Annotated in this window: 11 protein-coding genes; 5 read left to right on the top strand and 6 right to left on the bottom strand. The window is 54.2% G+C overall.

The features are described 5' to 3' along the window. Window positions 1-27: 27 nt before the first annotated feature. A complete protein-coding gene (locus BZK40_RS00150; RefSeq protein ID WP_032944405.1) occupies window positions 28-441 on the top strand; it encodes a pyrimidine (deoxy)nucleoside triphosphate diphosphatase in 414 nt (137 codons plus the stop codon). Here BZK40_RS00150 and BZK40_RS00145 read toward each other — a convergent pair. After that, the gene (locus BZK40_RS00145) at window positions 401-661 is read right to left on the bottom strand and encodes a YnjH family protein (protein ID WP_170974251.1); all 261 of its coding nucleotides are present in this window, start codon (window positions 659-661) and stop codon (window positions 401-403) included. The two genes, BZK40_RS00150 and BZK40_RS00145, sit on opposite strands and share 41 nt — an antisense overlap. Before the next feature lie 252 nt (window positions 662-913). Here BZK40_RS00145 and gdhA point away from each other — a divergent pair, with 252 nt between their 5' ends. Next, the gene (gene gdhA / locus BZK40_RS00140) at window positions 914-2,257 is read left to right on the top strand and encodes an NADP-specific glutamate dehydrogenase (RefSeq protein ID WP_003832501.1); all 1,344 of its coding nucleotides are present in this window, start codon (window positions 914-916) and stop codon (window positions 2,255-2,257) included. A gap of 88 nt (window positions 2,258-2,345) precedes the next feature. On the opposite strand, the gene BZK40_RS00135 is transcribed toward gdhA, so the two are convergent. The 3 genes from BZK40_RS00135 to BZK40_RS00120 form a co-directional block, all read right to left on the bottom strand. After that, window positions 2,346-4,292: a DNA topoisomerase III gene (locus BZK40_RS00135; protein ID WP_079933916.1), complete on the bottom strand. Its 1,947-nt coding sequence runs from the start codon at window positions 4,290-4,292 to the stop codon at window positions 2,346-2,348. Between the two features lie 4 nt (window positions 4,293-4,296). Then, window positions 4,297-5,340, bottom strand: coding sequence for a selenide, water dikinase SelD (gene selD / locus BZK40_RS00130; protein ID WP_003832497.1), 1,044 nt, complete (start codon window positions 5,338-5,340; stop codon window positions 4,297-4,299). Between the two features lie 116 nt (window positions 5,341-5,456). After that, on the bottom strand, window positions 5,457-6,008 hold the full coding sequence (locus BZK40_RS00120) for an NAD(P)H nitroreductase (RefSeq protein ID WP_008784540.1): 552 nt from the start codon (window positions 6,006-6,008) through the stop codon (window positions 5,457-5,459). A gap of 175 nt (window positions 6,009-6,183) precedes the next feature. Between BZK40_RS00120 and sppA the strand changes: the two genes are divergently transcribed. After that, the gene (gene sppA, locus BZK40_RS00110) at window positions 6,184-8,040 is read left to right on the top strand and encodes a signal peptide peptidase SppA (protein WP_008784539.1); all 1,857 of its coding nucleotides are present in this window, start codon (window positions 6,184-6,186) and stop codon (window positions 8,038-8,040) included. A 34-nt stretch (window positions 8,041-8,074) separates the two neighbouring features. Here sppA and BZK40_RS00105 read toward each other — a convergent pair whose 3' ends face one another. Together BZK40_RS00105 and BZK40_RS00100 are read right to left on the bottom strand one after the other, a co-directional pair. Next, complete coding sequence (locus tag BZK40_RS00105) at window positions 8,075-9,142, bottom strand: GlxA family transcriptional regulator (RefSeq protein ID WP_079933915.1); 1,068 nt, start codon at window positions 9,140-9,142, stop codon at window positions 8,075-8,077. Between the two features lie 12 nt (window positions 9,143-9,154). Further along, window positions 9,155-10,075, bottom strand: coding sequence for a DMT family transporter (locus BZK40_RS00100; RefSeq protein ID WP_079933914.1), 921 nt, complete (start codon window positions 10,073-10,075; stop codon window positions 9,155-9,157). 201 nt (window positions 10,076-10,276) lie between these two features. Here BZK40_RS00100 and ansA point away from each other — a divergent pair, with 201 nt between their 5' ends. After that, window positions 10,277-11,293, top strand: coding sequence for an asparaginase (ansA, locus tag BZK40_RS00095; RefSeq protein WP_003832492.1), 1,017 nt, complete (start codon window positions 10,277-10,279; stop codon window positions 11,291-11,293). A gap of 14 nt (window positions 11,294-11,307) precedes the next feature. Continuing rightward, window positions 11,308-11,946: a bifunctional nicotinamidase/pyrazinamidase gene (gene pncA / locus BZK40_RS00090; RefSeq protein WP_079933913.1), complete on the top strand. Its 639-nt coding sequence runs from the start codon at window positions 11,308-11,310 to the stop codon at window positions 11,944-11,946. The last annotated feature ends 8 nt before the right edge of the window (window positions 11,947-11,954 follow it).

Here is an 11,954-nt window from a genome sequence, read left to right as displayed (position 1 = left end):
TTCTGCTGTTAGATCTTGATGAATATGATGAAAACCCTCGACGTGGTCGCCGCTATCATTGAACGTGATGGCAAAATTTTACTGGCTCAGCGTCCGCTGCATGCGGATCAGTCAGGCATGTGGGAGTTTGCCGGCGGTAAGGTTGAGCTGGGCGAAAGTCAGCCCGAGGCGCTGATCCGCGAACTGCGTGAAGAGTTGGGTATTGAGGCAGTCGTGGGGCGCTACATTGCCAGTCATCAACGCGAGGTTTCAGGCCGATTGATTCACCTGCATGCCTGGCATGTGCCTTCGTATCAAGGGGAACTTAGAGCGCATGAACATCAGGATATCGTCTGGTGCTCACCCGAAGAGGCGCTGCGTTATCCGCTGGCACCCGCCGATATCCCGCTGTTAGAGGCGTTTATCCTTTTACACGCCGCCAGACCAGCGGATTCGTGCTGATCGTTTTATCATCGCGCTGGCACTGCAACAGAACGCCATCGGCTTTAATCACCGCCCCTTCAGAGTAGTTTTGATCCTGATAAATACAGCACTGGCTACAGGGCTGAGCCCGCTGACCGCTGGAACTGAACACTTCCGGCGGTACATTCACCTGCACATCCGGGCGATAAAGCTGATTTGCCAGCGTCGCGCTGGACACCAGTACCAACGCTCCTGCCATGATTAAACGGCGCATTGTCTTTCCTTTTTAACTGACATTTATGCTCAGTATAACGGTATAGATCGGCAGAAACTTTAGTCCCTTCCATCATCGTTTTTGGTTATGACCCACGGCGCAATATTAATTTACTTAGCGGGGTTAATTTTTTCTTGCGTCACGTCACACTGCTGATGGTATAGTCAAAAACTGCACAACACATAACATAAATATCAAAAATATAACCATATCAATACATAAGAGGTTCTTATATCTATGGATCAGACATGTTCTCTGGAGTCATTTCTCAACCATGTGCAAAAGCGCGACCCGAATCAAACCGAGTTCGCGCAAGCCGTTCGTGAGGTAATGACGACGCTGTGGCCCTTTCTTGAGCAGAACCCGCGTTATCGTCAGATGTCGTTGCTGGAACGTCTGGTTGAACCGGAGCGCGTGATCCAGTTCCGCGTAGTTTGGCTGGACGATCGCAATCAGGTGCAGGTCAACCGCGCGTGGCGCGTACAGTTTAGCTCTGCCATTGGCCCGTACAAAGGCGGTATGCGTTTCCACCCTTCCGTGAACCTGTCGATCCTGAAATTCCTGGGTTTCGAGCAGACCTTTAAGAACGCCCTCACCACGCTGCCAATGGGCGGTGGTAAAGGCGGGAGCGATTTCGATCCGAAAGGTAAAAGCGAAGGCGAAATCATGCGTTTCTGCCAGGCACTGATGACCGAACTGTTCCGCCATTTAGGTCCTGATACCGACGTCCCGGCGGGCGATATCGGCGTGGGTGGTCGTGAAGTCGGCTTTATGGCCGGGATGATGAAAAAACTGTCCAACAACAGCGCCTGCGTCTTTACCGGTAAAGGTCTCTCTTTTGGCGGCAGCCTGATCCGCCCGGAAGCCACCGGCTACGGTCTGGTGTACTTCACCGAAGCAATGCTCAAACGCCATGGTCTGGGCTTTGAAGGCATGCGCGTGGCGGTTTCTGGCTCCGGCAACGTAGCGCAATTCGCCATAGAGAAAGCCATGGAGTTTGGCGCGCGAGTAGTTACCGCCTCCGATTCCAGCGGTACCGTAGTTGACGAAAGCGGATTTACTAAAGAAAAACTGGCGCGTCTGTGCGCGATCAAAGACAGCCGTGACGGTCGCGTGGCGGATTACGCCCGTGAGTTTGGCCTGACCTATCTGGAAGGCAAACAGCCGTGGTCGGTTCCGGTCGATATCGCCCTGCCGTGCGCCACTCAGAATGAACTGGATGTCGATGCAGCGCGCGTACTGATCGCCAACGGCGTGAAAGCTGTCGCCGAAGGGGCAAACATGCCAACCACTATCGAGGCCACCGATCTGTTCCTCGAAGCGGGCGTACTGTTCGCACCGGGTAAAGCCGCCAACGCCGGTGGCGTAGCGACATCCGGTCTGGAAATGGCGCAAAACGCCGCTCGTCTGGGCTGGAAAGCGGAGAAAGTGGATGCGCGCCTGCACCACATCATGCTGGATATTCACCATGCCTGCGTTGAATACGGCGGCGAAAGCAAGCAGACCAACTACGTACGTGGCGCCAACATCGCGGGCTTCGTGAAGGTTGCCGACGCGATGCTGGGTCAGGGCGTGATTTAATATTGTCTCTGCAGGCCAGTAGGCCGGATTAGGCACGGGTGCCGCATCCGGCTAAGCCTGATGCGCTATGCTTATCAGGCTTACAAACTTACAGGCCCGCCTCTTCAGATGGCGGGCTTTTTTTCGCCGGACGTTTACGCGGCGCGCTTTTTTTCTTATCGCTACCACTACCGCCAGGTGCAGCAATTCCACGAAAGCGTCGTACCGGTGTGCTGCGCGCCTGATCGATAAGCTGATACAGCGTTCCCACCAGCGGCTGCATGAAATCCTGATAGCGACACTGCTTTTCGCTGATTTGGGTCAGGATAGATTCCCAGTGCGCTGTCATGTCCGGGCGCGTCGCCATTTCTGGCAGCGAGTGGAACAGCGCTTTTCCCGCGTCAGTCGAATGGATATAACGTCCTTTTTTCACCAGGAACCCGCGCTTAAACAGCAGCTCGATAATTCCGGCGCGCGTCGCTTCCGTACCTAAACCATCCGTTGCGCGCAGGATCTTTTTCAGACCTTTATCCTGCACGAATCGCGCAATCCCGGTCATTGCTGACAGCAGAGTTGCATCAGTAAAGTGCCGCGGGGGCTGGGTCTGACGTTCAACTACTTCGCCTTTTTCGCACAGCAGTTCGTCATCTTTTGCCACCACCGGCAGCGGCGTCCCGTCATTATCTTCGTCGCGCTCTTTGTTGCCGAGCAGCGTGCGCCATCCGGCTTCCGCCAGAAAACGGGCTTTAGCGACAAACTTGCCTTTGGCGATATCCAGCTCAATAACGCACTTCCTGAATACCGCATCTGCGCAAAATTGCATCAGATACTGACGGGCAATCAGGTTGTAAATTTTCGCTTCGTTGTCATTCAGATTGATGGACGAACTGCGCGCGGTAGGAATGATGGCGTGGTGCGCATCCACTTTTTTGTCGTCCCAACAGCGATTTCGCGTATCGGGATTGACCGCCGGCTGCGGGAGCAGATCCGGCGCATGGACGCTAATCGCGTTCAGTACCGCGTGACGTCCGGCAAAGTGTTCTTCCGGCAGATAACGGCTATCCGAACGCGGATAGGTAATCAACTTATGGGTTTCATACAGCTTCTGGCAGATATCCAGAACGTTTTGCGCACTTAAACCGAAGCGCTTCGCCGCTTCAATCTGCAACGCAGACAGCGAGAACGGCAACGGCGCGGATTCTGATTCCCGTTTATCGTTATAGCTGGTGACTATCGCCGGTTGACCGTTAATGCGGTTCACCACGTGTTCAGCCAGCGTGCGGTTCAGCAAGCGCCCTTCTTCATCCTGATACGGCTCACACGCTTCGCTCGGCTGCCAGATAGCGGTAAACCGCTCATCGGCGGGCGTTACGATATGCGCTTTCACTTCGAAGAAGTCTTTGGCGACGAAGTTCTCTATCTCTTCATCGCGACGAACAACCAGCCCAAGCACCGGCGTTTGTACGCGCCCGACCGAAAGTACGCCCTGATAGCCCGCGTTACGTCCAAGAATGGTGTAAGCGCGCGTCATATTGATACCGTACAACCAGTCCGCACGCGCTCGCGCCAGTGCCGACACGCACAGCGGGATAAACTCACTGTTGGCGCGCAACCGCTCAATAGCCCGCTCAACGGCCTGCGGGTTGAGGTCGTTAATCAGGCAACGCTGCACCTTCTGGCGCTTTTCAGGTGCCAGTTGCAGATAATCCAGCACTTCATCCACCAGCAGTTGCCCTTCACGATCGGGGTCACCGGCGTGAATAACTTCGCTGGCTTCATGCAAAAAGCGCTTAATGACGTTGAGCTGTTTGGTCACCGAGGGACGCGGTTGCAGTTGCCACTTTTCAGGGACAATCGGCAGATCGACGAGACTCCAGCGAGCATAACGACTGTCGTAGGCATCCGGCTGCGCCTGTTCAAGCAGGTGACCAATACACCAGGTCACCACTTGTCCATTTCCGCATTCAATAAAACCATCGCCTTTGCGATGCGGCTTCGGCAGCACATCGGCGATAGCACGCGCCAGACTTGGTTTTTCGGCAATAAACAACCGCATCGAGTTAACGAATCTCAACCATGGCGCGACCGCCACGAGCTTCCACTAACTCACCAATGGCGGTGAGATCGATACCGAACTGCGCCGCTGCCGCTTTCACTTCGGCTTCAGCTTCCGGCGTTACCGCCAGCAGTAGACCACCTGAAGTTTGCGGATCGCACAGCAGATCGCGTACCGATTGCGGCATTTCACCCATCAGGTGTCCGTAGCTGGCAAAGTTACGTTGGGTACCACCCGGCACCGCGCCCTGCGCGATGTATTCTTCAACGCCAGGCAGCTTAGGAATATCCTGGTAGACGATCTGTGCCTGAACGCCTGCGCCCTGGCACATCTCACTCAGATGCCCCAGCAGACCAAAACCGGTAACATCGGTCATGGCTTTCACGCCGTCAATATCGGCGAATGCCGCACCGGCAATGTTCATCCGGCACATCACTTCTGTCGCCAGTCCTTTATGTTCTTCCTTCAGCAGTGATTTTTTCTCTGCAGTTGTCAGAACGCCAATACCCAGAGGCTTGGTCAGGAACAACTTACACCCTGCCTCAGCGGTACTGTTTTTCTTCACGCGTTCGGTCGGCACAACGCCGGTTACCGCAAGGCCGAAGATAGGCTCTGGGGCATCAATAGAGTGGCCGCCCGCCAGCGCAATACCCGCCTGACGGCAGGCAAAGCGTCCGCCTTCGGTGACTTCGCGGGCGATTTCCGGTGCCAGTTTATCCAGCGGCCAGCCCAGAATAGCAATTGCCATAATCGGTTTGCCGCCCATGGCGAAAATATCGCTGATGGCGTTAGTCGCGGCGATGCGTCCAAAATCAAACGGATTATCGACAATCGGCATAAAGAAATCGGTGGTGCTGATAACGCTGGTGCCGTTTCCCAGATCGTATACGGCCGCGTCGTCGCGGGTTTCATTACCCACCAGTAAGTTCGGATCAACAAACTTCGCCTGCTCGCTGTGCAGGATGGTTTCCAGCACTTTTGGGGAAATTTTACAACCGCAACCGGCTCCGTGGCTGTATTGCGTTAAACGAATAGCTTGCTCGCTCATGGACATCTCCTGTCATTGCAATCCGGATATGGTAGCGCTCATTCCTTGATGTGGTAAGAGTGACTGTCTGAATTCGGGTGTCTTTGCTCAGAATCCAGACAGTTTTGCCGTTGATATCAGAAATAACGGACGAATGCGCTCGGATCGGCAAGGTTAATCGTCGTGGATGCTTTTAGCTGCGGTGTGCCCAGATAGAGAAAACCGACGATTTTATCTTGCGGGCGACAGTCGAATGCTTCGCGAACGACCGCACTTTCGGTTAATGCACCACTGCGCCAGATACCGCCAAAGCCCTGGGCAATTGCGGCCATCTGCATAGCCATTACCGCACAACCGGCAGACATTTCTTGTTCCCACAGAGGAACCTTGTCGTTTTCTTCACATTTCGCCACCACGGTAATAATCAGCGGCGCGCGAAACGGCGCGCTGCGCGCTTTTTCCTGAGCTTTCTCGTCACTGCCTGCGGCAATCGCCCCTTTTTCAAGCACTGCGCTAAAACGCTCACGCCCTTCACCCTCAATGACAAAGAATTGCCACGGTTGCAGCGTTTTGTGGTCTGGCGCGCGCATACCCGCCCGCAGAATGTTTTGCAGTTGCTCTCCTGTCGGGGCCGGCTCGACGAGACGAGAGGCGCTACGACGGGTAATCAGTAATTCGAGTGCATCCATTTGCTTAACTCCAACAATGAGATTTGTTCACAAAATTAACACGTGAGCGGATTTTGTTACAGCACAGGCGGTGATTCCTGCTGACAAGTGCCTGTCGGGTCATTACGATAGCCTCATCTTATCGCCTTTCTCCGGAATTTCGGGATGGCGTGTTGTTAATCGGTAGGGAGAATACATGCGAACCCTGTGGCGATTTATTGCCGGATTTTTTAAATGGACATGGCGATTACTGAATTTCGTCCGTGAATTTGTGCTTAACCTGTTCTTCATCTTCTTGGTGCTGGTGGGCGTGGGCATCTGGATGCAGGTCAGCAGCAGCAATACCAGTGAACACGCTGAGCGAGGCGCACTGCTGCTGGATATCTCGGGGGTGATTGTCGATAAGCCTTCGAGCACCAGTCGCTTAAGCGTTATTGGTCGTCAGCTGTTTGGCGCCAGTTCCGATCGTCTGCAGGAAAACTCCCTGTTCGATATCGTGAATACTATTCGCCAGGCAAAAGATGATCGCAACATCACCGGCATTGTGATGGATCTGAAAAATTTTGCCGGGGCCGACCAGCCTTCCATGCAGTATATCGGTAAAGCGCTGCGGGAATTCCGCGACAGCGGCAAACCGGTCTTTGCCGTGGGCGATAACTTCAGCCAGGGGCAGTACTACCTCGCCAGTTTCGCCAATAAAATTTATCTCTCTCCGCAGGGTTCCGTTGATCTGCACGGCTTTGCCACCAACGGTTTGTACTACAAGTCCCTGCTCGACAAGCTGAAAGTTTCCACGCACGTGTTCCGTGTCGGGACTTATAAGTCTGCCGTAGAACCGTTCATTCGTGATGATATGTCTCCTGCCGCTCGCGAGGCCGACAGCCGCTGGATCGGCGAGCTGTGGCAGAACTATCTCGACACGGTCGCAGCCAACCGCCAGATCCCTGCTCAGCAGGTGTTCCCGGGCGCACAGGCCATGCTGGACGGTTTGACAAAAGTCGATGGTGATACCGCGAAATATGCGCTCGACAACAAACTGGTGGATGCACTGGCCTCCAGCGCCGAAGTCGAAAAAATGCTGACCAAACAGTTTGGCTGGAGCAAAGCGGATAAAAATTATCGCGCCGTCAGCTATTACGATTACTCGCTGAAAACGCCAGCGGATACTGGGGACAGCATTGGCGTCGTCTTCGCGAATGGCGCAATTATGGACGGTGAAGAAACCCCTGGGAATGTGGGCGGTGACACGACTGCCGCGCAGATCCGCGAAGCGCGTCTTGATCCGAAAGTGAAAGCAATTGTGCTGCGCGTGAACAGCCCTGGCGGCAGCGTCAGCGCTTCCGAAGTCATTCGCGCTGAGCTGGCTGCGGCAAAAGCGGCAGGCAAGCCGGTTGTCGTGTCCATGGGGGGCATGGCGGCATCCGGCGGGTACTGGATCTCCACCCCAGCAAGCTACATTGTGGCGAACCCCAGCACGCTGACCGGTTCAATCGGGATCTTTGGCGTGATCAACACTGTGGAAAACAGTCTGGATTCCATTGGTGTACACACCGACGGCGTGGCGACATCCCCACTGGCGGATATCTCCATCACCAAAGCGTTACCACCTGAAGTGCAGCAAATGATGCAACTGAGCATCGAGAACGGCTATAAGCGCTTTATCACGCTGGTCGCAGATGCGCGTAAGACAACGCCTGAGCAGATTGACAAAATCGCGCAGGGCCACGTCTGGACCGGCCAGGATGCGAAAGCCAACGGTCTGGTAGACAGTCTGGGTGATTTTGATGACGCCGTGGCGAAAGCGGCTGAGCTGGCCAAACTGAAGCAATGGCACATTGAGTATTATCAGGACGAACCGACATTCGTTGATATGGTGATGGATAGCATGTCCGGTTCCGTTCGTGCCATGCTGCCTGAAGCTATCCAGGCGATGCTCCCGGCGCCGCTCGCTTCTGCGGCGAGTACGGTTAAAGCGGAGAGCGATAAGCTGGCAGCGTTTAACGATCCGCAAAACCGCTATGCGTTTTGCCTGACCTGCGCCAACGTTCGCTAACCTGCCAATGCTGCCCCTGTCGGGGCAGCATTTTTTACGCATTCTGATGTCGCGTACTGCGACAATCTCCAGGCGTACAGCCAAACTCCCGACTAAACAAACGAATAAAGTGCGCACAGTCGCTAAATCCCAGACGCAGCGCAATCTCCGTGACGCTCTCTCCAGAATTCATTAGCAGCCAGTGGGCATAACGCAAACGCGCACGTCGGATAAACTCTCCCGGCGACTGGGCGAACTCGGCGTTAAACAACCGGGTAAGCTGTCGCGGACTCAGGTTGACTTCAGCGGCCAGCCAGCGGGTCGAAATGGGCTTTACCAGTCCTTGCTCAATTAAAAAGACCGCTTTGCGTAACCGACTGTCGCTCACGTGGGTAAAACCTATCGCTCTGGAGACCGCCACTGACGTGCTGTCTATGCGGTTGGGGACGGACATCTGGAAGATGGCTTTTGTCGCCCTGTCGGGACCACAGTGGCGGCGAATAAGCTCTGTTGCCAGCCCTATCGTCGAAATGCCCCCCGGACATGTCAGAATCCCTTTTTCCTCAACAAAATCGACCCCGCTACGGGCAGCCAGCTGAGGAAATTGCGTTTTAAAATCATTCAGATGCCAGGGATGAATCGCCGCCATCAGCCCATTGAGGAAACCTTCTTGCGCCAGAACAAAGCTGCCCGTGCAGATACCTACCAGCGGAACGTTGAGCTGATGCGCAAGATGCAGGTAACGTCGCGCGGCCCGATCGGCTTTCGCCATACTGCGCAGCAAGCCGCCAATCACCACCACATAATCAAATTGTTCCGGTGCAACGAATGCGCTATCCGGCATCATCGCCATTCCTGAACTGCTTAGAACTGGTCGGTCTGGTGTAGCGCTCATCAGACGCCAGGAGCAGCGAATTTTCTGGCTATCATCCCCCATATCCGCCGCATGACGTAACGCATCGGTTAGCCCCGCCAGCGCCAGCAGAGGAAATTCCGGCCACAGAAGAATGCCGACATTCAACTGTGGTCTGCGCGGTGTCTCTGTCTGACTCGCATCGATAGCCGTAATGATGTCTCCATCCGCCCACTCGCCTGGCTGAAAAATTCTCAGGTCTTTCTTCACTTCAGGCTCCCGTTATAAACGTGAAAGGCGGCGTAAATTCGCGCTGGGGGGTAATGAAACACAAAGCAATCCAATCAATATCAAGAGAGCGCCTGCGATAAACGCGGGCTGCAGGGATTCACCAAGAAAGAGTACCCCGGCAATGATTCCCATCGCTGGCGTCATTAAAATCAGGGTTCCCAAAGATGCGACATGATAATAACGCAGCAGGGTAAACCAGATCAGGTAACTTAAAAAGGCGACAATCACCGTCTGAAAAGTCAGACTCATCACCAACACAGTCGTCAGTTGTACCGTCGTTTCTCCCAGCATCAGTCCGATAAGCAATAAAATCAGCGCGGTAGTCGCCAGTTGATAAAACAGTGTGCAGGACGAGGGAATAGTGGCGAGTCGGCTACAGCGGATCGCCACACTGGACGCCCCCCACGCCATACCGGCGAAAAGCCCGCACAGATCGCCCGTCAGGCTCCATTGTGTATTGCCATTTTGAGGAACCATCGTAACGGCGATGGCGATGCCCAAAAAGGCGATCGCAAGCCCACACCATTGCAGACGACTCAGTCGCTCTTCAGGTAAAAGAAAATGTAATCCAATGGCCGAAAACAAAGGCGCAGTATACAGATAAAGCGCCATATGGGAGGCCGTCGTCAGCGTGATCCCTATGGAAACCAGCACAAATTCAAGCGCAAACAGTAATCCAACGATTGCGCCCATTTTGGCGATATTACGGTCACGCAGAAGGCCAAAAATATTATCTCGTCGCTGAAACAGCACTCCAATAAACAGCGCGGCGATTGCGGAACGCAAACCGACCTGCAAAAAAGGTGACATATCATCAGCAGCCGCTTTAATTGCCACCTGCTGACTGCCCCAGACACCGCAAATCACCACCATCAGCAAAATAGCCGCATTATCAATTCTCTTTCTGATCATTTCTGCACTCGACAACAACACACACCATAGAAGGCTGCTACTGTAGGGCCGAGGGTGCAAAACCACACTGAACAAACGGGACAAGGCACTGAACATAAATGACATATTGATCGGATGGCAGGTATGCGTCATTTGCACTGTATTTTTTCGGGGGGGACTTTATACTGCGCCTGTTTATGCACAACTTAACCTGTGACGCCCATGCAAAAGAAATCGATTTACGTTGCCTATACCGGCGGTACCATTGGTATGCAGCGCTCAGAACAGGGTTATATTCCTGTTTCCGGTCATCTCCAGCGTCAGCTGGCACTGATGCCTGAATTCCACCGCCCAGAGATGCCAGACTTCACCATCCACGAATACGTCCCGCTGATGGATTCCTCAGACATGACGCCAGAAGACTGGCAGCATATTGCTGAAGACATTAAAGCGCACTACGACGATTACGATGGTTTTGTCATTCTGCACGGCACTGACACCATGGCGTTTACGGCTTCGGCGCTCTCATTTATGCTGGAGAATCTGGGCAAGCCAGTCATTGTGACAGGGTCACAAATCCCATTAGCAGAGCTACGTTCTGACGGACAAATCAATTTGCTGAATGCGTTGTACGTTGCAGCAAATTATCCGATCAATGAAGTGACCCTGTTTTTCAACAACCGACTGTTTCGCGGTAACCGGACCACTAAAGCGCATGCTGATGGTTTTGACGCGTTTGCCTCACCCAACCTTGCACCACTGCTGGAAGCCGGGATCCACATTCGTCGGCTGGGAACACCGCCCGCACCTCACGGCACAGGTGAGTTGATTGTCCATCCTATCACTCCACAACCGATTGGCGTGGTCACCATTTATCCAGGGATCTCCGCTGATGTAGTACGCAACTTCCTGCGCCAGCCGGTAAAAGCATTAATTTTGCGCTCCTACGGCGTGGGCAATGCGCCGCAGAATAAAGAGTTCCTGAAAGAACTTGAAGATGCGAGCTCGCGTGGCATTGTGGTGGTGAACCTTACGCAGTGTATGTCCGGCAAGGTGAACATGGGGGGCTACGCGACAGGGAATGCGCTGGCGCATGCTGGCGTGATTGGCGGCGCGGATATGACCGTCGAAGCCACTCTCACCAAACTGCACTATTTGCTGAGTCAGGGACTGGATACGCAGACAATTCGTGAAGCAATGACGCAAAATCTGCGTGGTGAGCTCACGCCCGACGATTAAAGGAGTCTATGCCCATGGCCCGAGCCTTAATGTTGGTCGATTTACAAAATGACTTTTGTGCCGGTGGTGCCCTCGCGGTCCCACAAGGTGACAGCACGATCGATATCGCCAACCGCCTGATTGACTGGTGTGCCATACGCGGCGACACGGTCGTTGCCAGTCTGGACTGGCACCCGGAAAATCACGGTAGTTTTGCCAGCCAGCATCAGGTCGAGCCCTACAGCCTGGGACAACTCGATGGCCTGGCGCAGACGTTCTGGCCCGATCATTGCGTACAAAACAGCGAAGGTGCTGCCCTGCATCCGCTGCTGAACCAGCGTGCGATAACTCAAACGTTCACTAAAGGTGAGAACCCGCTGGTCGACAGCTACAGTGCGTTTTTTGATAATGGTCGTCGTCAGGCAACCGCGCTAAATGCATGGCTACTCGAACACCGCATTGCCGAGCTCATCATCATGGGCCTGGCTACCGACTATTGCGTTAAATTCACCGTTCTGGATGCGCTCGATCTTGGCTACACCGTCAGCGTTATAACCGACGGCTGCCGTGGCGTTAATATTCACCCCCAGGACAGTGCAAACGCCTTTATGGAAATGGCAGCTGCGGGCGCAACGCTGTATACGTTGGACGACTGGCTGGAAACCCAGCCGTAAGCGATGCC

The sequence above is a fragment of the Citrobacter portucalensis genome, from assembly GCF_002042885.1.
In the GTDB taxonomy this organism is placed as follows: Bacteria; Pseudomonadota; Gammaproteobacteria; order Enterobacterales; family Enterobacteriaceae; genus Citrobacter; species Citrobacter portucalensis.
This window is presented reverse-complemented; position numbering and strand designations above follow the sequence as displayed.